Genomic DNA, 21,848 nt, shown 5'->3' with positions numbered 1-21,848 from the left:
TCATGACCATCACCGAACTGCCAGCGATGCGCCGCCGTAATGCCGCTCTGATCGCCGCCGACCGCGGCGTCCCGGTACTCGACGTCGTCGTCCCGGTGTACAACGAAGAGGTCGTGCTGGCCGGCTCGGTGCACCGGTTGCACCGCTACCTTCGCGAGGACTTCCCGTTCGCCTTCCGGATCACCATCGCCGACAACGCGAGTGTGGACGGCACCTGGCGCATCGCCACCGAACTGGCCGAGGAACTGCCGGAGGTGCGCGCTGTGCACCTCGAGCAGAAGGGCCGCGGCCGTGCCCTGCACGCGGTGTGGTCGTCGTCGGACGCCCCGGTGCTGGCATATATGGACGTCGACCTGTCCACCGACCTCGCGGCGGTCGCGCCGCTGGTGGCCCCACTGGTGTCGGGACATTCCGACTTGGCGATCGGCACCCGGCTCAGCCGGGGCTCACGGGTGGTGCGCGGGGCCAAGCGGGAGATCATCTCGCGCTGCTACAACCTCATCCTCCGGTCCACGCTGTCTGCGAAGTTCTCTGATGCGCAATGTGGTTTCAAGGCCATCCGATCCGATGTCGCCGCCGAGCTGCTGCCGCACATCGAGGACACCGGCTGGTTCTTCGACACCGAACTGCTGGTACTGGCCGAGCGCAGCGGGCTGCGCATCCACGAGGTACCCGTCGACTGGATCGACGATCCGGACAGCAGGGTCGACATCGTCGCCACCGCGATCGCCGACCTGAAGGGAGTGGCCCGGTTGCTCAAGGGATTCGGTACCGGAGAGATCCCTGTCCAGGCCATCGGAGCGCAGTTCGGCAACCGCGCCGGCGCACCGCGCTCGCTGCTCAACCAGGGCGTGCGCTTCGCGGCGATCGGGGTCCTGTCCACTCTTGCCTACCTCGCCCTGTTCCTGCTGCTACGGCCGATGGGTGCGCAGGGCGCGAACCTGGTCGCGCTGTTGGTGACCGCGGTGGCCAACACCGCCGCCAACCGGCGCTTCACGTTCGGTGTGCGCGGCCGGGCCGGTGTGGGCCGCCACCAGTTCGAGGGACTGGTCGTGTTCGGCATCGGCTTGGCGATGACCAGTGGTGCACTGGCGCTGCTGCAGCTGGGTGGCGAGCCGCCGCGGGCGCTGGAGATTCTGGTCCTGGTCGCGGCAAACCTGGGTGCTACCGTGGTGCGGTTTGTGTTGTTGCGCGGCTGGGTGTTTCATCCGCGTCGCACCCGGGTTGCCAACGGGGGTGCGCGATGACGGTTCTCGAGGATGTGGTGGTGCCGGAGTACGCCGAGGTGAACTCGACGGCCCGGCGGCGCTGGGTCCGGCCGGCGTTGTGCGCGTTGCTGGCTGCCACCGCCGTGCTGTACTTGTGGGGGTTGGGCGCGGCAGGCTGGGCCAACGAGTACTACGCGGCTGCTGTCCAGGCGGGGACGCAGAGCTGGAAGGCGCTGCTGTTCGGTTCGATCGACTCGGGCAACGCCATCACCGTCGACAAGCCGCCCGCCGCGCTGTGGGTGATGGCGCTGTCGGGGCGGATCTTCGGATTCAGCACCTGGTCGATGCTCGCGCCGCAGGCGCTCATGGGAGTGGCCTCGGTCGCACTGGTCTACGGCGCGGTGCGCCGGGTCAGCGGCTACCGGGCCGGACTGCTCGCCGGCGCTGTGCTGGCGCTGACTCCCGTTGCGGCACTGATGTTCCGGTACAACAACCCCGACGCACTGTTGGTGCTGCTGCTGGTGGCCGCCGGCTACTGCCTGATCCGCGCCCTCGACGGTGCCGCGTCCCGGTGGGTTGCGCTGGCAGGTGTCGCGGTCGGTGTGGCGTTCCTGGCCAAGCTGCTGCAGGCCCTGCTGGTCACACCGGCGCTGGCCCTGGTGGTGCTCGTCGCCTTGCCCGGTACCGGGTGGCATCGACTGCGGGTTCTGCTGGTCGGCCTGGTGTCGATGATCGTGTCGGCCGGCTGGTATCTGGCTCTGGTGAGCCTGTGGCCGGCGGACTCCCGGCCCTATATCGGTGGGTCCACCGACAACAGTCTGCTGCAATTGGCGCTGGGCTACAACGGTCTTGGTCGCGTCTTCGGTGGCGACGGTAATCCGGGTGGCTCGGGTGGCCCGACCGAGGGCGCCGGCCCGATGGCAGGCTCGGCGATGTTCGGCGGCTCCACCGGGATCACCCGGATGTTCGGTGACTCGATGGGCACCGAAATCTCCTGGCTGCTCCCCGCCGCGCTCATCGGTCTGGCCGCCGGCCTCTGGTTCACCCGCCGTGCACCGCGGACCGATCGCACCCGCGCGGCGCTGCTGCTCTGGGGCGGCTGGCTGGTGGTCACCGTGGTGGTGTTCAGCTTCATGAAGGGGATCATGCATCCCTACTACACGGTTGCACTGGCTCCCGCGGTGGCTGCGGTGATCGGTCTGAGTGTCCGAGAGTTATGGCGCGGCAAGCAGTTCAGCATGCCGCGGTGGACGTTGGCCGCGATGCTCGCCGTCACCGGGATCTGGAACTTCGTCCTGTTGGAGCGCACGCCGGACTGGCTGCCGTGGCTGCGATGGGCCATCGTCGTCGGCGCGGTGGTGGTCGCCGCGGTGCTGGCAGCAGGTGGGCACCGTCTCGGCCGGTGGACCGCCGTGCTGGCGGCGGCAGGGCTGCTGGTCGGCCTCGCGGGCACCTCCGCCTACAGCATCGAGACCGTGCTGAACAGCCACAGCGGCGGCATCCCCACCTCGGGCCCCAGCCGCCCGGGCACCGGTTTCGGCCCGGGTGGGCCGGGTGGCTTCGGTGCGGGGGGCGGTTCACGCGGCGGGGTGTCCCCGGCGGTGAACACCGAGTTGCAGAAGCTGCTCAAGCAGTCCGGAAACCGTTGGGCTGCAGCAACAGTAGGCTCGCACGTCGCGGGCAGCCTGGAGCTGGCCACCGGCGCATCGGTGATGTCGATCGGCGGATTCAACGGCGGGGACAACTCACCCACCCTGCAGCAGTTCCAGGACTACGTCAGCTCAGGACAGGTCCACTACTTCATCGTCTCCGAGGGCCCCGGCGGTCACGGCGGCGGCCCGGGTCACGGCTCGAGCAGCGGGTCGGCGATCATCAGCTGGGTGCAGCAGCACTTCTCGGCGCAGGACATCGGCGGCACCGAGGTCTACGACCTGACCGCCGGCTGAGCACCACTCAGCCGGGCCGCAGTGCGGCCACCGCGGCCCGGTTGGTCTCGAACACCTGGTGGCCCTGCAGCAGGTGCATCCGGGTCAGGTTGGCCGCCAGCTGCGGGCGCACCCGGGAGTAGGCGAAGGTGATCGACTTGCCCTGCAGCCACTGCAGTTCTTTGGCCAGCGACTCCGCCCCGGTGACATCGACGTCGGTGACGCCCTCCATGTCGAGGACGAATGCCGTCACCGGGTGCGGGGCTTCGGTGACCAGCCGCCGGATCTCGGCACTCAGCGTCTGGGCATTGCCGAAGAAGATCGGAGCCGCGAACCGCATGGCGATCACTCCCGGTACCGTCTCCCGGATGCCGTCGTGACCGCCGGTCAGCGAGACGTGCGGATCGTCGGAGCCCTCGAGCACGTCGATGGCCGGCCGAGCGGCCTTGCGCAACAGGTTGATCAGGGACAGGGCGAACGCCAGCACGATGCCGGCCAGCGGGCCGATGAGCAGCACCCCGAGGAAACATGTTGCCCCGATGAGGAATTCGAACCGGGACAGCGACCACAGGTGACGGAACTCGCCGATCCCGAGCAGCTTGGCCACCGACACCCCGACGATGGCCCCGATCGCGGGCATCGGGATGTCGGCGAGCAGGTCGGCACCGAACAGCAGCAGAACCAGGGCGCCCGCGGCCATCACCAGCAGCGGCAGCTGAGTGCGTGATCCGGCCTGGTCCATCGCGGCAGCCCGCGAGGTCGACGATCCGAGGGTGAATCCGGAGGACAGCCCCGAGGCGACGTTGGCCGCCCCGAACGCCAGCAGGTCCCGGTTGGGTTCGGTCTTGTAGTCGTACTTGTCGGCGTACGAGCGGGCCAGCAGCAACCCCTCACCGACGGTGACCGTGGTGATCGCGATCGCGGGCAGGATGACGGCGACCCAGTGCGACCAGGACAGGTGCGGGACCGCCAGCACGGGTGGTCCGGACGGCACCGAACCGAGCACCGCGACGCCCTTGCCGGGCAGATCCAGCAGTGTGGACGCGACCGTCGCGAGCACCAGCACGAGCAGCGCCCACGGGACCGCGGGCCAGCGCCGGCGGGCCGGCACCAGCACCGCCACCGCGGTGACCCCCAGTACCAGCGACCACACGTGCAGGGCGCCGACTTTCGTCACCAGCTGGACGAGTCGTTCGAAGAACTCCGCGCCGGCGGGTGTCTTGATGCCCATGATCTTGGCGACCTGGCTGAGCAGGATGTCGGTGGCCAGCCCGCCGACGAATCCGATCAGGATCGGCTTGGACAGGAAGTCGGCAAGGAACCCGAGGCGGAACACCGAACACCCGGCGAACAGCAGGCCGCCGACGATCGCCTGGGCGGCGGCCATCGCCGCATATTGGCCGCTTCCGGCGGGGGCAAGTCCGCTGAGTGCGGAGCCCACCAACGCGGCCGCGGCGGCATCGGGTGCGGCGACCAGGTGGCGCGAAGAGGCCAGCAGCGCGAACACCACCGACGGCACGACCAGCGCGTAGAGTCCGGCTGTCGGAGGCAGTCCGGCGATCTGGGCGTACCCGATGTTCAGCGGTAATGCGATGGCCAGCAGCGTGACCCCGGCCAGTACCTCGGTGCCGATATTGCCTCTGGTAAGACCGGGCAGCACGTTCATCGGCGCAATCATGCGGCCAACTTTGGCCGTCTGGGGAAGGATTTGCCACATGGAGCACAAACCACCCACATCCGTCATCGAGGCTGCGCACGCCGAGCACCTGGCGTCGCTGCCGTTCGAGGACACCGCTGACTTCGACGACGCCGACCGGGGCTTCATCGCGGCACTGGAACCGTGCGTCGTGACCGCTGCGGACGGCCGGGTGGTGTGGGACAACGACGTCTACGACTTCCTGGCCGGCGACGCCCCGGCTTCGGTGCACCCGAGTCTGTGGCGGCAGTCCATCCTGGCGGCCAAGCAGGGGCTCTACGAAGTGGTCGAGGGCATCTACCAGGTCCGTGGTCTTGACCTGTCGAACATCAGCTTCATCGAGGGTGACACCGGGGTCATCGTGATCGACCCGTTGATCTGCACCGAGACCGCGGCGGCGGCGCTGGCGCTCTACCGCACGCACCGCGGCGACCGGCCGGTGACCGCCGTGATCTACACCCACAGCCACGTCGACCACTTCGGTGGTGTGCTTGGGGTCACCACGCAGGCCGATGTCGACGCCGGCAAGGTGGCGGTGATCGCACCGGAAGGCTTCGTTCAGCATGCGGTGCAGGAGAACGTCTATGCCGGCACCGCGATGGCCCGCCGCGCCGGCTACATGTACGGAACCCTTCTCGAACGCGGTCCGCAGGGCCAGGTGGGGTGTGGGCTGGGCCAGCAGACCTCCACCGGCGAGGTCGCCATCATCGTGCCGACGGTCGATATCGCCACCACGGGGCAGACTCACACCATCGACGGTGTCGAGATCGAGTTCCAGATGGCGCCCGGTACCGAGGCGCCCGCCGAGATGCACTTCTACTTCCCGCAGTTCCGCGCGCTGTGCATGGCCGAGAACGCCACCCACAATCTGCACAACCTGCTGACCCTGCGCGGTGCGCTGGTGCGTGACCCGCACGCTTGGTCGGGCTATCTCACCGAGGCCATCGACACCTTCGCTGACCGCACCGACGTGGTGTTCGCCTCGCATCACTGGCCCACCTGGGGCCACGACAACATCGTGGAATTCCTTTCCCTGCAACGTGATCTCTACGCCTATCTGCATGACCAGACATTGCGTCAGCTCAACCAGGGGTTCACCGGCATCGAGATCGCCGAGACATTCCAGATGCCGCCGGCCCTGCACAAGGCATGGCACGCGCACGGTTACTACGGCTCGGTCAGCCACAACGTAAAGGCCGTCTACCAGCGCTACATGGGCTGGTTCGACGGCAACCCGGGCCGGCTGTGGGCGCATCCCCCGGAGGCGATCGGGCCGCGCTACGTCGAGGCGATGGGCGGCGTCGACCGGGTGGTGGGGCTGGCTCAGGCTGCCTTCGACTCCGGTGACTTCCGTTGGGCAGCAACACTACTGGATCATGCGATCTTCACCGACGAGCATCATGCCGGTGCGCGCGCGTTGTACGCCGACACCCTCGAGCAGTTGGGCTACGGTGCCGAATGCGCCACGTGGCGCAACTTCTTCTTGTCCGGCGCCACCGAATTGCGCGATGGCAACTTCGGCACACCGGTCGGCGGGAACTCGGCTGCGATCATGGGCCAGCTGACCCCCGAGCAGATGTTCGACACGCTGGCGATCAGCGTGAACGGTCCGCGCGCCTGGGATCTGGACCTGGCCGTCGACATCACCTTCGACGACCTCGGGTCGAACTACCGGCTGGTGCTGCGCAACGGCGTCCTGGTCTACCGCCAGTGCGCCGCCGACGCCGCGACCGCGGACACCACGGTGACACTTGCCAGCAAGCTGCGGCTATTAGCGGCGGCCGCAGGAGATTTCACCTCACCGGGGTTGACCGTCAGCGGTGATCCTCAGGCATTGCAATCCCTGCTCGGCGTGCTGGACCGGCCGGATCCCAGCTTCAACATCGTCACGCCGTAGCGGGCCGTCTCGCTACCAGGTAGAAGTACAGCGCATCGGTGGAGTCGGCGTTCGTGACGTCGACCCCGTCGAGCGTGATGACACGTTCGAGCACCAGGCCGGTCGCGGCGACTTCGGCCTTGGCCCGCGCCAGCGTCGTGAAATGCAGGATCAGCTGCCAGTGTGAACCTGGCGACGGCTCGTTGGCCCAGCCGTCGCCAGCTTTGCGTGAACTCTGAGCGTGCCGCCAGTTCTTCAGGTTCGACGGCATCTGCAGCGCCCACTGCAGCCAGCGGTAGGTCCACCGCACGGGGCGTTCGATACCCCGCTGCGGCGGCGGCTCCGGTGGTGTCCACGGCCTCTTGCCGGGGTGCGGGCTTTCCAGGTTCAGCGTCGAATAGACGAGGTAACCGCCCGGGGCGACCACGTGCGCCATTTGCTCCAGCGCCTCCGGGCGGGTGGCGTGGTCGAGGCAGTCCAGTCCGTTGAACGAGAAGAACACCAGGGCTTTCGACTCGTCCCCGAAATCCTCCCGGAGGTTGCGAACGTCGCCGACCCGCAGATCGAAACCGGGCAGCACCGCCTTGGCTTCGCGAACCATATTGGGGGCGTAGTCGATTCCCACGTAGTCGTCGGTGAGTAGCGCCAGCAGGGGAGTCGTACGGCCGGTACCCATCCCGACATCGAGAATCGGCTTGCCGCGCACCGCGGACGCCAGCGATAGCAGGACTGCCATCTCGCCGATGTCGTTCCAACCCTTGTGGGTGTCGTAATCCGCGACGAACTGGTCCAGATCGAACAGGTCGACGTTGATGTCCTCGATGTTCTTGGACGGTTCGGTCACGAGCGTTCCCCTCTCCCCGGCATGATGCAGCGAGAATAGCGGGAGAAGCCCACCAGCATGGGACTTGGCGGCCAACAAGCTGCCCGCACTCCTGTGCCCGGCTATGCTCGGCACGATTTACGCGCAGTGGCAGATCCGGGGTTCGGTAAGGGGCGGATGGGATGACGTGTGTGGTCAAGCCCGTGATCGACGAAGCGCGCTGGAACGCGTTGTTCGCCCGCGTGGACCAACCCCACATCCCCCAGGCGTGGGCGTACGGCCAAGCAGTCCAGGAGACAGTCGACTTCACAACACGACGGCTTCTCGACGCGGGGGGATGGCGGGCCCGGCGAGTGGTCTTCGAACGCGACGGCGCACCGGTGGCGATCTGCCAACTGCTCGACAAGACGCTGGCCGGCCTGCGCTGGGCGGCACTCGTCGACCGTGGACCGCTGTTCCTTGATCGGGAGCCCGGTGATGACGTCGTCAGGGACGTCTACGCGGCGCTGCGGCAGGCGTCGCACCGTCGTGGCGTGCTGATCCTGGTGCCCGCGCTTGCCGACAGCCCGCACAACGTCGCACTGCTGAGCGAGGTAGGTTTTCGGCCTCGTCCTGCCGCGGGGTTTCGCTCCACCCGGGTGGACCTCACCCCCGACGAGGACGAGATGCGCAAGAGCCTGAAGGCGAAATGGCGCAACCAACTCAAGTCCGGTGAACGCAGCGGTGCGGTGATGGTGGCGTCCATCGCGCGCGAGGACGTGGAATGGATGATCCAACGCCACATCGAGAACATGGCAGCCAAGGGATTCAGCGAGCCCACACCGGCTTTCGTCAGGGCTCTCTACAACGCCGCCCCGGAGTCGTTGGTGGTCTGCCGCGCCGTTGTCGACGGTGAATCCCTGGCGGGTATGGCGGCATTCACCTTCGGACAGGCCGCCGAGTACTACATCGGCTGGGTGTCTGAGGCGGGCCGCAAGATCAACGTCAACAATTTCCTGTTCTGGCAGGCCGCACTCGAGTTGCGCCGTCGCGGATGCCGCACTTTCGATCTCGGCGGCATGCGGGCCGGGTCGACCGAGGGATTCAAGACCGGGATGGGCGGCACCGAATACCAGTTGGTGCACAACTGGCTGTCGCTCTAGACGTCGATCACGACCTTGCCCACCGCCTTGCGGTCGGCCACATAACGCAGCGCGGCGGGGGCCTGCTCCAACGGGAACCGCGCCCCGATGTAGGGCCGCAGCTTTCCCTCGGCGAACAGGGCGGCCAGTTCGGCGTCATCGCGGCCGATCTCGTCGGGGTAGTCGGCGGCGAAGGTGCGAACCTCCATGCCCATCACCGTGATTGCCTTGAGCATCACCAGGTTCAGCGGGATCGCCGGAATCTCGCCCGCGGCGTAGCCCAGTGTGACGAAGCGCCCGCCGCGGCCCAGCCCACGCAGGGCGGGTTCGGAGTACTTGCCGCCCACCGGGTCGAGCACCAGCTGTGCGCCGGTCTCACCGGTGATCTCCTTGAGCCGCGCCTTGAGATCCTCGCGGTCGTAGTCGATCACCGCCTGCGCGCCACGCTGCCGGCAGATCTCGAGTTTCTCCGGACCGGATGCGGCGGCGATCACCTTGGCGCCCATCAGCACCGCGATGTCGACGGCCGCCAGGCCGACCCCGCCGCCGGCGCCGAGGATCACGACCCAGTCGCCGGGTTTCACCGGGGCCACGGTGCGCAGGGTGTAGTAGGCGGTCCGATTGGTGATGCCGAACGCGGCGGCATCGGCGTAGTCGACCCCGTCGGGGATGCGGGCCAGCCCGTCGGCCTGCAACACCGCTTGCTCGGCGAAGGCCCCGAGGAACGTCAGTCCCGACACCCGGTCGCCGGGCCGCAAGTCGACGCCGTCACCGACGGCCACGACATCGCCCGCCAGCTCACCGCCGGGCGTGAACGGCGGTGGGATCTTGACCTGGTACTTGCCCGCGATCAGCAGGACGTCGGGGTAGTTGACCGCGGCGGCGCGCACATTGACCACCACCTGGCCAGGGCCGGGGGTCGGATCCGGCACGTCCTCGATGACGAGATCCTCCGGCGTGCCGTACTCCCGGCAGATGACGGCGCGCATCGGCGTTCTCCTCTTGTCACGCCCCAGCCCGGCAGCTGGAAGCCACGTAGCGTCGCATCGTACCGATCGTGCCCAGGATCAAGGGACGCCGCCGTCGGCCCGCAGGATCGAGCCGGTGGTGAAGCTGGAGGCACTCGACATCAGGAACAGCGCGGCACCGACGATCTCCTCGGGCTGGCCGGCCCGCTGCAGGTGGTGCGGGGCGAACGGGTTCTGCACACCGAAATCCCAGGCCTTGCTGATATCGGTGAGAAACGGGCCCGGCATCAACGTGTTGACCCGCACGGTCGGGCCGAACGCCGCGGCCAGCCCTTCGGTCATGGCGTTGAGCCCGGCCTTGGACGCGGCGTACGGGATGAACGACGGGTGTGGCCGCAGTGAGCCGTGCGTGCTGACGTTGACGATCACCCCGCCGCCGTCGGCCACCATCCGCTCGCCGACGAGTGCGGAGAGCCGGAACGGGCCCTTGAGGTTCAGGTTCACCACGGCGTCGAACATCTTCTCGCTGACATCGGTGAGCGTGTCGTAGGTCGGGGACATCCCGGCGTTGTTGACCAGGACGTCGAGCTTGCCGAACCGGGCGTACACCGCCTCTACCAGGCCGTCGAGCTGATCCCAGCGGCCGACATGCACCCCGTAGGGCATCGCGGTGCGACCGGTCTGGGCCTCGATCTCCGCGGCGGTGGCCACACAGGTCTCGTACTTGCGGCTGGCGATCACGACGTCCGCCCCGCAACGGGCGGCCGCCAACGCCATCTCCCGGCCCAGCCCCCGGCTGCCGCCGGTGATCAGGACAACCCGGTCGGTCAGGTCGAAAAGTTCGTCTGCATAACCCAATTCAGGTCTCCTCACCGTCATCTTCCGGGCGAACTGGTGACGCCTTCACCGAGAATAGATTCCCGCGAACGCGCCGCCAGTATTGTTCCGGGGATGGCAGGACCGCTGGATGGGATCAAGGTCGTCGAGCTCGGAGTCTGGGTGGCCGGTCCGGCCGCTGGGGGCATCCTGGCGGACTGGGGCGCCGACGTCGTCAAGATCGAACCCCCATCCGGTGATCCGGCCCGGCTGTTCGGCCGGATACTCGGACTCCAGGACGGCAGCAACCCACCGTTCGAGATGGACAATCGCTCCAAACGCAGCATCGTGCTGGACCTGGGCACCGAGGTGCATCGAGCCGTCGCCCACGAGCTCATCAGCGGCGCGGACGTTTTCATCACCAACGTCCGCCCGGATGCACTGCAGCGGCTGGGGTTGGACTACGCCGCGCTCGCCGAGCACAACCCGGGCTTGGTGTACGGGCTCATCACCGGCTACGGCGAGACCGGACCCGATGCCAACCGGCCGGCCTACGACATTGCCGCGTTCTGGGCCCGCGCCGGGGTGGCTGCGCTACTGACCAGACCCGGTGACGTCCCACCGTTCCAGCGCGGCGGCATGGGCGATCACCTCACCGGTATGACGCTGGCCGCCGCAGTCAATGCCGCTCTGGTGGCCCGCGCCCGCACCGGGACCGGCCAGCTGGTCACCACCTCGTTGTATCGCCAGGGCACCTACACCGTCAGTTTCGACCTCAACACGTTCCTGCTCAGCGGGTCACCAATCTCCATCGGACAGCGCGAGAACATGGGCAACCCCGCTATGAACAACTATGCGGCGTCCGACGGGCGCCGGTTCTGGCTCGTCGGGATGGAGGCCGACCGGCACTGGCCACCCCTGTGCCGGGCGGTGAACCGTCCGGAATGGTTGTCCGACAGCAGGTTTGACACAGCGCGTAACCGTGCGATCAACGCCCGCGAGCTCATCGCTGCCCTCGACGTGATCTTTGCAACCAAGACCCTCGACGAATGGACGCCGATCTTCGAGGCCGAGCCGGAACTGTTCTGGTCACCGGTGAACGGCATGGAGGACATCCTGGGTGACGAGCAGTTCCACGCTGGTGGGGGGCTGGTCGACGTGCCCGACGGTGACTCGCCGGTGCCGATGATCGCCACCCCGGCGGACTTCCACGGCACACCGTGGGCGCCGAGGTCGGTGGCGCCGCGACTCGGGGAGCACACCGAGGAGATCCTGGCCGAACTACGCGAGCGCTGACTCCCGCACCAGCGTGTGCACGAAGCCCAGCTTGGCGGCCACCGGTTCGGTGATGTCGAACGGGTACAACGGGTTCTTGCCCATCGCGGTGTTGACCCGGTTGAAGAACAACGAGATCCACGTCCAGTCGAACAGCAGCTGTTCGACCGGTGCGTCGGCGTAGGACTCGCGCGGGACGATGTCCTGCGGCCAGGCGAACCGCACCCTGTCCTTGTGCAACACCAGCCCGCCCTCGCGCGCAGTGTCGATGGTGTCGGTGATGTGCAGATAATGCGCGAAGCACTCGGCGAAGTCCTCCCACGGGTGCATGGTCGCGTATTCCGAGATGAAGGCACGCTGCCAGTCCGCAGGTGCCCCCACCTCGTAGTGCCGCGCGATCGCCTCGGAGTAGCTGGCGCGCTCGTCACCGAACAGCTCGCGGCAGCGATCCAGGTGGCGGGCTGCGCCCGGGCCCGTCTCCACCAGGATGTTCTGGTAGTAGTGGCCCACTTCGTGGCGAAAGTGTCCGAGCATCGTGCGGTACGGTTCGCCGAGGCGCACCCGAAGCGATTCCCGGTACGCGTCAAGGGATTCCACCAGATCGATGGTGATCACGCCGTTGGCGTGGCCGATCATGATGCGTTCACCGTTGCTGTAGCTGGACAGCAGATCGAACGCGAGCCCGCCGGCACGCTGCCAGTAGGGCTCGATCGGCAAGCCCAGATCGTCGAGCTGGTAGACCAGCCTGCGCAGGGCCACCGCGGTGGGTACCAGCTTCTCCAGCGCAATGGTGTCGTCGGGTTCGGGTTCGCGGCGGATCAGCGAATCGGCCAGACACCGGCCGCGCTGCTCGGCGGGCACGGCATCGGGTACCAGCCAGTTGCAGCCCAGCGGTTCGGCCTGGGTGCAGCGCACCCACCCGGCACCCCCGATGATCGCCGTCCCGGTGGTCAGTGCGACCATCGACTTGCTCGGCAGATGCAGGCCCAACGCGGTGCCGCAGGACGGGCATTCTGCGCTCTCGAACAAGGCGAAGCTCTGGCACACCGGACAGGCGAACGCGCGCATGGGCCTTATCGTTGCACGGGCCCGCAGAACGGCCCCAGTACCGAAAGGATGTCTGAACAGATGCAGTTGCTGCTTGTCAGGCACGCCCTGCCGCATCGCACCCAGGCCGGTGAGGGGTCGGATCCGGAGCTGTCCGAGCAGGGTTGGGAGCAGGCCCGCCGGCTACCCGACGCGCTGGCGCGGTTCCCGATCACCCGGCTGGTGAGCAGCCCGCAGCGCCGGGCCATGCAGACCGGCGAGCCCGTGGCCGCGCAGCGGGGGCTGACCCTCGACATCGACGAACGGTTGGCCGAGTACGACCGCGGCCTGTCCCACTACGTACCGATCGAACTCATCCGCGCGGAACGGCCCGAGGAATGGGCCCGGATGGCCGCCGGCCACCTGCCCAGCAGTGTCGACGAGGACGAGTTCGTCGGCAGGGTGATGGCCGCGCTGGCCGATATCGTCGCGGCCTGCGACCACGACGACACCGTGGCGGTCTTCAGCCATGGCGGAGTGATCAACGTGGTGCTGCATCGGCTTCTCGGTACCGAGCGGCTGCTGTCGTTCCCCATCGACTACGTCTCGGTGACCCGCCTTCTCTACGCCCGCACCGGACAGGCGACGGTGGCGTCGGTGAACACCACCGAACATGTCTGGGATCTGCTGCCCCGCAACAATCGCTGAGCCGTTTCGGCTATACATAGCGAGTGACCGGACTCGACGGCCTCGACCTGACTGCGCTCGACCAGCATCTGCGTTCGGCGGGCATCCCGCGCACCGGTGAACTGCGGGCACAGTTCCTCTCCGGCGGACGATCCAACCTGACCTTCCTGGTCTACGACGACGCGTCCAGATGGGTGCTGCGCCGGCCGCCGCTGCACGGCCTGACCCCCTCGGCACACGACATGGCCCGCGAGTACCGAGTGGTGGCCGCGCTGGCCGGCAGCCCGGTGCCGGTGGCCCCGGCAGTGACGATGCGCGATGACGACTCGGTGCTGGGCGCACCGTTCCAGATGGTCGAGTACGTCGACGGCCAGGTGGTGCGCACCCGGGCCCAACTCGAAGCTCTCGGTGGCCCCGACCTGGTGAGCGACTGTGTGGACAGCTTGGTGAGGGTCCTCGTCGACCTGCACGAGGTGGACCCCGATGCGGTGGGACTGTCGGATTTCGGCAAGCCCTCCGGTTACCTCGAGCGCCAGGTGCGGCGCTGGGGATCGCAGTGGGAACTGGTGCGGCGCCCGGACGACCCGCTCGACGCCGACGTGCACCGGCTGCACACCCGGCTGGCCGAATCGGTTCCCGCGCAGAGCCGTACCTCGATCGTGCACGGCGACTACCGGATCGACAACACGATGCTCGACGCCGAAGACCCGACAGTCGTTCGGGCCGTGCTGGATTGGGAGATGTCCACACTGGGCGATCCGCTCTCGGATGCGGCGTTGATGTGTGTGCACCGCGATCCCGCGCTCAACCTGATCTTCGGCGAGGAGATGGCCTGGTCGGCGCCGACCATGCCGTCGGCGCAGGACCTGGCCCACCGGTACTCGGTGGTGTCCGGGAACCCACTGGCGCACTGGGATTTCCAGATGGCGCTCGGCTATTTCAAGTTGGGCATCATCGTCGCCGGAATCGACTACCGACGCAGGATGGCCGCTGCCGAGGACGACGACACCGAGGCCGGTGCGTTGATGGCACAGGCTGTCGGGGTGTTGATCAGCGGTGGGCTCTGCGCGCTGGCGAACGGTTCGGGGTAGCCGGTCAGCTCTTCAGTGCCGCCTTGAGGTTCTTCTTGGCGGCCCGGCGGAGCTGGAAGATCCGTGCTGCCCCGCCCAGGACCGCGATCAGCCCGCCGCCGACCGCAGCGCCCAGGATCGCCACACCCAGCGGCAGCGTCCAGTGCCAGCCGAGGAAGGCGAACGAGGCCGACTCGGTGTTCTGGGCCACGAAGATCAGCAGCACGATCAGGATCAGCAGACCCAGGAAGATCGCCGACCACAGGGCAGCCGCCCTGGTGAAGCCGACTTCGGAGACCGGCTGCGCGGGCGTTTTGGGGGTGTCGACGGGTGGCGCCGGCGGCGCCGGGGAGGTCGGGGGCCCTGGGGGCGTTGGCTCGCTGGCCGATACCGGCGGTTCGGTGCTCATGACGCCATCTTTGCCCGTTCGTGGCCAGAAAGAAACCACCAACCCGCGACGAGACGATGACGTCGGCTGTGATCTAAACCAGGGCGTTGCGGCCATCGGGTCGATAGTGTCGGTCAAGGGTAGGGGTGAAAGGACGCTCCATGATCGCGTCGAGTCGACCGAAGCTGGTGTGCTTGGCGGCGCTGCTCGTTGCCTTCATCGCGCCGGTGGTTGCCGCTTGCGGCAGTGCCAACCCGCTCGGTGGCGGGTCGGTCTCCGGTGATCTCAAGACGCTGGTCGTCGGGTCCGCCGACTTCCCGGAGTCGAAGATCATCGCCGAGATCTACGCACAAGCCTTGGAGGCCAACGGCTTCACCGTCGGGCGGCAGTTCGGTATCGGCAGCCGGGAAACCTACATCCCGGCCGTGCGCGACCATTCCATCGACCTGGTGCCCGAATACACCGGAAACCTGTTGCAGTACTTCGATCCGAAGACCACCGTCACCGACCCGGATCAGGTGGAGCTCGCCCTGGTTCGGGCGTTGCCCGGTGATCTGTCGATCCTGACGCCGTCACCGGCCAGCGATACCGACACGGTGGCCGTCACCGAGGCGACCGCACAGAAGTGGAACCTCAAGACCATCGGTGATCTGGCCGCCCATTCCGCGGAGGTCAAGTTCGGTGGGCCGTCGGAGTTCCAGAACCGCACCGAGGGGCTGCCCGGCCTGAAGGCCAAGTACGGCCTGGACATCACGCCCGACAACTTCATTTCCATCAGCGACGGGGGCGGTCCGGCCACCGTGCGCGCACTGGTCGACGGAACCGTCACCGCGGCCGACATCTTCAGCACGTCACCGGCAATCCCGCAGAACAATCTGGTCGTGCTCGAGGACCCGAAGAACAACTTCCTGGCCGCCAATGTGGTGCCGCTGGTGAGTTCACAGAAGAAGTCCGATGAACTCAAGCGGGTTCTCGATGCGGTCTCGGCCAAGCTCAGCACGCAGGGCCTGATCGAACTGAATACCGCGGTGTCGGGCAACTCGGGTGTCGATCCCGACCAAGCCGCACGAAAATGGATCAGCGACAACGGGTTCGACAAGCCGATCGGGAAATGATGATCACCTTCGCCAACGTCACCAAGTCCTATCCCGACGGCACCGTGGCCGTCGATGATCTCACCCTGCAGGTGCCGACGGGGACGCTGACAGTCTTCGTCGGCCCGTCCGGGTGCGGCAAGACCACCTCCATGCGGATGATCAACCGGATGATCGACCCGACATCCGGCACCGTCACCGTCGACGGCCGCGATATCGCCGGTGTGGATCCGGTCAAACTCCGGCTCGGCATCGGTTATGTGATCCAGAGCGGTGGACTGATGCCGCACCAGCGGGTGGTCGACAACGTGGCCACCGTGCCGGTGCTCAAGGGTGAGTCCCGGCGCGCCGCCCGCAAGGCCGCCTACGGTGTCCTCGAACGGGTCGGCCTGGACCCCAAACTCGGCGATCGCTACCCGGCGCAGCTATCCGGCGGTCAGCAGCAGCGGGTCGGTGTGGCCCGAGCGTTGGCCGCCGACCCGCCGATCCTGTTGATGGACGAGCCGTTCTCGGCCGTCGACCCGGTGGTGCGCGATGAACTGCAGGTCGAAATCCTGCGTCTGCAAAGCGAATTGCGCAAGACGATCGTCTTCGTCACCCATGACATCGACGAGGCGGTCACACTCGGCGACCGGGTCGCGGTATTCGGGCCCGGTGGTGTGCTGCAGCAGTACGACGCTGGAGCCCGTCTGCTGTCCAATCCGGCCAACGACTTCGTCGCCGGTTTCATCGGAGCCGACCGCGGCTACCGCGGACTGCAGTTCCGATCCGCCGCCGGGTTGCCGTTGCACGACGTCGCAACGGTGACCGAGGGTGGGATCGACGCGTTGTCGCTGGCGCCCGGTGATTGGCGACTGGTCACCAAGGATGACGGCCGGCCGTACGCCTGGATCAACGCCGAAGGTGTGCAGCTACACCGCGGCGGAAGTTCGTTGTACGACAGCACGATCGCCGGTGGATCGCTGTTCGGTCCGGACGGCACCCTGCGGCTGGCACTCGATGCGGCACTGTCCTCACCGTCGGGTCTCGGGGTGGCGGTCGACGCAGACGGACAGGTGATCGGCGGGGTGAAGGCCGACGACGTGATCAACGCCCTGCAGGCCCAGCGGAGCGGCGGATGAACTATCTGCTCACCCATCTGGACAAGGCCTGGGCGCTGACCGTCATCCATCTGCGACTGTCGCTGATCCCGGTGGTGCTCGGTCTGCTGATCGCAGTCCCACTGGGCGCCACGGTGTGGCGCAGCACGCCGCTACGCCGGCTCACCACGGTGACGGCCAGCATCATCTTCACGATCCCGTCGCTGGCGTTGTTCGTGGTGCTGCCGCTGATCATCCCCACCCGGATCCTCGACGAGGCCAACGTCATCGTCGCGCTCACGCTCTACACCACCGCGCTGCTGGTCCGGGCGGTTCCCGAGGCACTCGACGCGGTACCGGGCCAGGTCCGCGACGCGGCCACCGCCGTCGGCTACACCGGCGTGTCCCGAATGCTCAAAGTTGAACTGCCACTGTCGATTCCGGTGCTCGTCGCGGGACTGAGAGTGGTTGCGGTGACCAATATCTCGATGGTGTCGGTCGGCTCGGTCATCGGCATCGGCGGGCTGGGCACCTGGTTCACCGAGGGCTATCAGGCCGACAAGAGCGACCAGATCGTCGCCGGGATCATCGCGATCTTCCTGGTCGCCGTCGTCATCGACATCCTGATCCTGTTGGCCGGGCGGGCCATCACCCCGTGGGCGCGGGCGGGGGCGGCGTCGTGAACTTCCTGCACCAGGCGCTGGCCTACATCTTCACCGCCGCCAACTGGGGCGGTAAGGCCGGACTCGGCGCCCGCATCCTCGAGCACCTGCAGTACACCCTGGTCGCCGTCGTGGTCTCGGCGCTGATCGCCATCCCGGTCGGCCTGCTGATCGGGCACACCGGGCGCGGCACCTTCCTGGTGGTCACCGGGGTCAATGCGCTGCGCGCCCTGCCCACCCTCGGCGTGCTGCTGCTCGGGGTTCTGCTGTGGGGACTGGGCCTGCTGCCGCCGACCATCGCGCTGATGCTGCTCGGAATCCCGCCGCTGTTGGCCGGCACGTATGCCGGGGTCGCCAACGTCGACCCCAGGGTGGTCGACGCGGCCCGGTCGATGGGGATGACCGAGACGCAGGTGCTCACCCGCGTCGAGGTGCCCAACGCGTTGCCGCTCATCCTGGGCGGGCTGCGCACCGCCACCTTGCAGGTGGTGGCCACCGCGACGATCGCCGCGTACGCCAGCCTCGGCGGGCTGGGCCGCTACCTGATCGACGGCATCAAGATCCGCCAGTTCCACATCGCGTTGGTCGGCGCGCTGCTGGTCACCGTGCTGGCGCTGGTACTCGACGGGCTGCTCGCCATGGCCGTCTGGGCTTCCTTACCCGGATCCGGACGATGGTGGCGACTGCCGCAGCCGCTGCTCGACGACGAGGTCAGTGTCGAGTCGAAAGCACCCACGTCACAGATGGGCCGCACTTGGCGACCTGGCTACGAGCGCGGCGACCCGTCGCTTACGGTAGACGGGTGAGTTCAGCCACAGATGCTAGCGACAGCGCTTGGCCGAAGACCCTGACCTGGCGCGCCTACGACGCTTCCCAGATGGAGTCGACCCGCGTCCAGCTGTCCGGAAACCGGATCAAGGCCTATGGCCGGATCGTGGCCGCCGCCTCGGGTACGCACCCCGCCTTCAGCGCCTCATATGACCTGGTCACCGACGAGAGCGGCGCGACCAAGCGGCTCTCGCTCAGCATCACACTCGCCGAGCGGGACCGCCAGCTGTCGATCGCCCGCGACGACGAGAACATGTGGCTGATCACCGACCACCAGGGCCAGTCCCGCGGCTCCTACGAGGGCGCGCTGGACGTCGACGTCGTCTTCAGTCCGTTCTTCAACGCCCTGCCGATCCGGCGCACCGGGCTCTACCGGCGGGCTGACTCGGTGACCCTGCCGGTGGTCTACGTCAACCTGCCCGACCTCACCGTCAGCCAGGCGTCGATCAGCTACAGCAGCTCCGGGACCGACGGCGGCGAGGGCATCAAGCTGCACTCCCCGGTGGCCGAAACCACCATCACCGTCGACCCCGACGGGTTCATCCTCGACTACCCGGGCCTGGCAGAGCGGATCTGATCACCGCGCCGGAGCGTCCGGCGGCGGCCAGTTCCTCGCGCCAGTTCTCCGCGCCGAGCACGATGGTGACGATCTGCGGGCGCGAGAAGCTGTCGTAGCGGGCCCGCGCGGCGTGCCCGCTCTCCACCAGTTCGGCCACCGAACCCTTCTCCGACAGGCTCGCGCGGGTGTGGGTCAACAACTCCAGCGCGCGGTCCAGCAGCGGCAGCAACTGCTCGGCGTTGGCCTCGCACATCGCCCGCACCAGGTCAGGTGAGGTGGCGGCCACCCGGGTGCCGTCCCGGAACGATCCGGCTGCCAGCGAGAAGGCCAGTGGTACCTCACCGGCGGTGACGGCCAGTGCCTCGGCCAGCAGGTGCGGCAGGTGCGAGATGCTGGCCGCGGCAGCGTCATGCTCGTCGGACTTGGCGGGGACGACGACGGCGCCGCAGTCCAGCGCCAGTTGCATCACCTGCGCCCACACCGTGGCGTCGACGTGTTCGTCGACCGAGATCACCCACGGCGCGCCGACGAACATCCGGGCGTCTCCGGCCGCCCAACCGGAGTGCGCGGTGCCGGCCATCGGGTGACCCCCGACGTAGCGGTCGAGCAGGCCGGCCGAGCGCACCTCGTCGAGCACCGCACCCTTGACGCTGATGACGTCGGTCAGCGGGCACTGCGGCGCCACGTCGGCGATATGGCTGAGCATCAGGCCTACGGCGGGCATCGGCACGGCCAACACGATGAGGGCGTCACGCTGGGCTGCCCAGGACAGAGCTTCGGTGAGGTCGGTCGTGGCGTCGAAGCCGTCGATCTTGGCGCCGTCGGCCCCCTCGACGGACCGGTTGTAGCCGAGCGCCTCGCGTCCGGCAGCCACCGCCGCGCGCATCACCGATCCGCCGATCAGGCCAAGCCCGAGCACGCACACGGGAGTCTTCGTCACGCTTCCAGGTTGGCACATCACACCCGGTGGCCACCCATTACCTGGTCAAAGGGCCTGCCCAACGACTAGCGTAGGCGGCCATGGAGGCACGGCGGGGCCAAGGCGGTCAGGGGGCACCGGATTCGGTGGACACCCCGGACGGCTTCGGCGTGGCTGTGGTTCGCGAAGAGGGCAAGTGGCGATGCTCGCCGCTGAGCGCCAAGGCGCTCACCAGCCTGCGGGCTGCCGAGACCGAGTTGCGCGAATTGCGCAGTGCCGGTGCGGTGTTCGGTTTGCTCGACATCGACGACGAGTTCTTCCTGGTGGTGCGGCCCGCGCCGTCGGGCACCCGGCTGCTGCTCTCGGACGCTACCGCGGCGCTGGACTACGACATCGCCGCCGAGGCGCTGGAGACCCTGGACGCCGACATCGCCCCGGAGGACCTGGAGGATTCCGACCCGTTCGAGGAGGGCGATCTCGGGGTGCTCTCCGACATCGGCCTGCCCGAAGCCGTGTTGAGCGTCATCCTCGACGAGACCGACCTGTACGCCGACGAACAACTGGGCCGGATCGCCCGGGAGATGGGGTTCGCCGACGAGCTGTCGGCGATCTTGGACCGCCTCGATCGGTGAGTTCGGATTCTGCGCTGATTCGTGCGGCTCTTGCTGCCGCCCGAGGGGCCGGCCCCGATGACGTCCCCATCGGTGCGGTGGTGTTCGGCCCGGACGGCACCGAGTTGGCCCGCGCGGCCAATGCCCGCGAGGAGCTGGGTGATCCGACCGCGCACGCCGAGATCCTGGCGCTGCGGGCAGCGGCCGCGGTGTACGGCGACGGGTGGCGGCTGGAGGGTGCGACGCTGGCGGTGACCGTGGAACCGTGCACGATGTGCGCGGGTGCGCTGGTGATGGCGCGGGTGGCCCGGGTGGTGTTCGGGGCGTGGGAGCCCAAGACTGGCGCGGTGGGCTCGCTGTGGGACGTGGTGCGCGATCGGCGGCTGACCCACCGGCCGCAGGTGCACGGCGGTGTGCTGGCCGATGAGTGCGCTGCGCTGCTGGAGAGCTTTTTCGCCCGTCAGCGCGATTTGGGTTAGGCCGGGGCGGGACCGTAAGCTTGCCGACGGTGGCGTGTCCGAGCGGCCTAAGGAGCACGCCTCGAAAGCGTGTGACGGGTAACCCCCGTCCGAGGGTTCAAATCCCTCCGCCACCGCCATAGCCCCGATCCTGTTAGCGCAGGTGAGGGGCTGTTTTCATGTCTGCTGTCCGAGCTCCGCGCGGATCGCATCAGCGATGGTGGAGTCGAGAGACGTCGAATCCACGAGACACTTCAGGGCGAGTACATGGTCGTAGGTCGACAGCAGGTCGATGACGTCTTCACGACTGCTTCTACTCAGTCCCGGCCATGCAGAAGGGATCGCCTCGAACGCGAGGTCGCGCCTCCTGTTGTCATCGTCCCTGGACGCGGCGGCCACTGTACGGGGTTTAGGCGCGTAGCTGGTTGCGACGTTTGGCAATCACCGTCGCCGCCACATCTCGATCGACCTGGTACTCGAACGTCGCGCTGAGTCGCTCCAACTCATCGATTTCGGCCGCCGACACAGGTGCAATCTCAACCACGCAAATGGCGGCCACTTCGTCATCCCCGCTCAGATCGCCGAGCAGTTGATGCGTCGCGGCGTCACCGAGTTCGGCGCTGTACTTCTCGATCAGCGCCGCGGCGAACGCATAAGCGGATCTCATCACCCGGACCTTATCGGCGGAATCGATTGCGGGCCATCGAATTATGTCCCCACTTTTCGTCTTTGGCGCCGTCTTTGGCGCCACCTCGACTG

Annotated in this window: 23 protein-coding genes and 1 tRNA gene; 15 read left to right on the top strand and 9 right to left on the bottom strand. The window is 67.7% G+C overall.

The window, feature by feature from the left end; genetic code table 11:
- The first annotated feature begins 2 nt into the window (after positions 1–2).
- Both G6N35_RS17705 and G6N35_RS17700 read left to right on the top strand, forming a co-directional pair.
- Complete coding sequence (locus G6N35_RS17705; RefSeq protein WP_163805430.1) at positions 3–1,247, top strand: bifunctional glycosyltransferase family 2/GtrA family protein; 1,245 nt, start codon at positions 3–5, stop codon at positions 1,245–1,247.
- Positions 1,244–3,154 carry an ArnT family glycosyltransferase gene (locus G6N35_RS17700; RefSeq protein ID WP_163805429.1) on the top strand — a complete coding sequence of 637 codons (1,911 nt, stop codon included), beginning with the start codon at positions 1,244–1,246 and terminating at the stop codon, positions 3,152–3,154. Before G6N35_RS17705 ends, G6N35_RS17700 begins: the two co-directional genes overlap by 4 nt.
- Before the next feature lie 7 nt (positions 3,155–3,161).
- Here the strand turns inward: G6N35_RS17700 and G6N35_RS17695 are convergent, their stop codons facing one another.
- Complete coding sequence (locus G6N35_RS17695; protein WP_246224343.1) at positions 3,162–4,811, bottom strand: SulP family inorganic anion transporter; 1,650 nt, start codon at positions 4,809–4,811, stop codon at positions 3,162–3,164.
- A gap of 37 nt (positions 4,812–4,848) precedes the next feature.
- Here G6N35_RS17695 and G6N35_RS17690 point away from each other — a divergent pair, with 37 nt between their 5' ends.
- The gene (locus G6N35_RS17690; RefSeq protein ID WP_163805428.1) at positions 4,849–6,726 is read left to right on the top strand and encodes an alkyl/aryl-sulfatase; all 1,878 of its coding nucleotides are present in this window, start codon (positions 4,849–4,851) and stop codon (positions 6,724–6,726) included.
- On the opposite strand, the gene G6N35_RS17685 is transcribed toward G6N35_RS17690, so the two are convergent.
- The gene (locus G6N35_RS17685; RefSeq protein ID WP_163805427.1) at positions 6,716–7,549 is read right to left on the bottom strand and encodes a class I SAM-dependent methyltransferase; all 834 of its coding nucleotides are present in this window, start codon (positions 7,547–7,549) and stop codon (positions 6,716–6,718) included. The two genes, G6N35_RS17690 and G6N35_RS17685, sit on opposite strands and share 11 nt — an antisense overlap.
- 170 nt (positions 7,550–7,719) lie before the next feature.
- Here G6N35_RS17685 and G6N35_RS17680 point away from each other — a divergent pair, with 170 nt between their 5' ends.
- Entirely contained in the window at positions 7,720–8,670 is a 951-nt protein-coding gene (locus tag G6N35_RS17680; RefSeq protein WP_163805426.1) for a lipid II:glycine glycyltransferase FemX, read from the top strand.
- Here the strand turns inward: G6N35_RS17680 and G6N35_RS17675 are convergent.
- Entirely contained in the window at positions 8,667–9,638 is a 972-nt protein-coding gene (locus G6N35_RS17675) for an NADPH:quinone oxidoreductase family protein (protein WP_163805425.1), read from the bottom strand. The genes G6N35_RS17680 and G6N35_RS17675 overlap by 4 nt on opposite strands.
- A 78-nt stretch (positions 9,639–9,716) precedes the next feature.
- Positions 9,717–10,496 carry an SDR family NAD(P)-dependent oxidoreductase gene (locus tag G6N35_RS17670; RefSeq protein WP_163805424.1) on the bottom strand — a complete coding sequence of 260 codons (780 nt, stop codon included), beginning with the start codon at positions 10,494–10,496 and terminating at the stop codon, positions 9,717–9,719.
- Positions 10,497–10,568: 72 nt separating this feature from the next.
- On the opposite strand from G6N35_RS17670, the gene G6N35_RS17665 reads away from it, so the two are divergent.
- Positions 10,569–11,729, top strand: coding sequence for a CaiB/BaiF CoA transferase family protein (locus G6N35_RS17665; RefSeq protein WP_163805423.1), 1,161 nt, complete (start codon positions 10,569–10,571; stop codon positions 11,727–11,729).
- Here G6N35_RS17665 and G6N35_RS17660 read toward each other — a convergent pair.
- Positions 11,715–12,776 (bottom strand): zinc-binding metallopeptidase family protein, encoded by a 1,062-nt coding sequence (locus G6N35_RS17660; protein ID WP_163805422.1) that lies wholly within the window; start codon positions 12,774–12,776, stop codon positions 11,715–11,717. The two genes, G6N35_RS17665 and G6N35_RS17660, sit on opposite strands and share 15 nt — an antisense overlap.
- 60 nt (positions 12,777–12,836) lie before the next feature.
- Here G6N35_RS17660 and G6N35_RS17655 point away from each other — a divergent pair, with 60 nt between their 5' ends.
- Positions 12,837–13,442, top strand: a complete 606-nt coding sequence (locus tag G6N35_RS17655; RefSeq protein ID WP_163805421.1) for a histidine phosphatase family protein — start codon at positions 12,837–12,839, stop codon at positions 13,440–13,442.
- Between the two features lie 23 nt (positions 13,443–13,465).
- Positions 13,466–14,512: a phosphotransferase family protein gene (locus G6N35_RS17650; RefSeq protein ID WP_163805420.1), complete on the top strand. Its 1,047-nt coding sequence runs from the start codon at positions 13,466–13,468 to the stop codon at positions 14,510–14,512.
- Positions 14,513–14,516: 4 nt separating this feature from the next.
- Here the strand turns inward: G6N35_RS17650 and G6N35_RS17645 are convergent, their stop codons facing one another.
- Positions 14,517–14,900: a LapA family protein gene (locus G6N35_RS17645; RefSeq protein WP_163805419.1), complete on the bottom strand. Its 384-nt coding sequence runs from the start codon at positions 14,898–14,900 to the stop codon at positions 14,517–14,519.
- Between the two features lie 140 nt (positions 14,901–15,040).
- Here G6N35_RS17645 and G6N35_RS17640 point away from each other — a divergent pair, with 140 nt between their 5' ends.
- The 5 genes from G6N35_RS17640 to G6N35_RS17620 are packed head-to-tail and all read left to right on the top strand — an operon-like array spanning position 15,041 to position 19,119.
- Positions 15,041–15,994, top strand: coding sequence for an ABC transporter substrate-binding protein (locus G6N35_RS17640; protein WP_179967381.1), 954 nt, complete (start codon positions 15,041–15,043; stop codon positions 15,992–15,994).
- Entirely contained in the window at positions 15,994–17,094 is a 1,101-nt protein-coding gene (locus G6N35_RS17635; protein WP_163807751.1) for an ABC transporter ATP-binding protein, read from the top strand. Before G6N35_RS17640 ends, G6N35_RS17635 begins: the two co-directional genes overlap by 1 nt.
- Positions 17,091–17,735, top strand: a complete 645-nt coding sequence (locus G6N35_RS17630) for an ABC transporter permease (protein WP_163805418.1) — start codon at positions 17,091–17,093, stop codon at positions 17,733–17,735. The genes G6N35_RS17635 and G6N35_RS17630 overlap by 4 nt, the downstream gene beginning before the upstream one ends.
- Positions 17,732–18,520, top strand: a complete 789-nt coding sequence (locus tag G6N35_RS17625) for an ABC transporter permease (RefSeq protein WP_163805417.1) — start codon at positions 17,732–17,734, stop codon at positions 18,518–18,520. The genes G6N35_RS17630 and G6N35_RS17625 overlap by 4 nt, the downstream gene beginning before the upstream one ends.
- Positions 18,517–19,119: a putative glycolipid-binding domain-containing protein gene (locus G6N35_RS17620; RefSeq protein ID WP_163805416.1), complete on the top strand. Its 603-nt coding sequence runs from the start codon at positions 18,517–18,519 to the stop codon at positions 19,117–19,119. Before G6N35_RS17625 ends, G6N35_RS17620 begins: the two co-directional genes overlap by 4 nt.
- Here the strand turns inward: G6N35_RS17620 and G6N35_RS17615 are convergent.
- Entirely contained in the window at positions 19,082–20,026 is a 945-nt protein-coding gene (locus G6N35_RS17615) for a prephenate dehydrogenase (RefSeq protein ID WP_179967479.1), read from the bottom strand. The genes G6N35_RS17620 and G6N35_RS17615 overlap by 38 nt on opposite strands.
- A gap of 95 nt (positions 20,027–20,121) precedes the next feature.
- Here G6N35_RS17615 and G6N35_RS17610 point away from each other — a divergent pair, with 95 nt between their 5' ends.
- From G6N35_RS17610 to G6N35_RS17600, 3 genes are all read left to right on the top strand, one after another.
- A complete protein-coding gene (locus G6N35_RS17610) occupies positions 20,122–20,652 on the top strand; it encodes a tRNA adenosine deaminase-associated protein (RefSeq protein WP_163805414.1) in 531 nt (176 codons plus the stop codon).
- On the top strand, positions 20,649–21,110 hold the full coding sequence (locus G6N35_RS17605; RefSeq protein WP_163805413.1) for a nucleoside deaminase: 462 nt from the start codon (positions 20,649–20,651) through the stop codon (positions 21,108–21,110). The genes G6N35_RS17610 and G6N35_RS17605 overlap by 4 nt, the downstream gene beginning before the upstream one ends.
- Positions 21,111–21,138: 28 nt before the next feature.
- A tRNA-Ser gene (locus tag G6N35_RS17600) sits at positions 21,139–21,229 on the top strand.
- A 37-nt stretch (positions 21,230–21,266) separates the two neighbouring features.
- Here G6N35_RS17600 and G6N35_RS17595 read toward each other — a convergent pair.
- Both G6N35_RS17595 and G6N35_RS17590 read right to left on the bottom strand, forming a co-directional pair.
- A complete protein-coding gene (locus G6N35_RS17595) occupies positions 21,267–21,488 on the bottom strand; it encodes a hypothetical protein (RefSeq protein ID WP_163805412.1) in 222 nt (73 codons plus the stop codon).
- Positions 21,489–21,498: 10 nt separating this feature from the next.
- A complete protein-coding gene (locus G6N35_RS17590) occupies positions 21,499–21,840 on the bottom strand; it encodes a hypothetical protein (RefSeq protein WP_163805411.1) in 342 nt (113 codons plus the stop codon).
- Positions 21,841–21,848 lie beyond the last annotated feature (8 nt).

The sequence above is a fragment of the Mycolicibacterium anyangense genome (assembly GCF_010731855.1).
Taxonomy (GTDB): Bacteria; Actinomycetota; Actinomycetes; order Mycobacteriales; family Mycobacteriaceae; genus Mycobacterium; species Mycobacterium anyangense.
The sequence above is the reverse complement of the archived record's forward strand: the minus strand, read 5'-3'. Positions and strand labels throughout refer to the sequence as shown.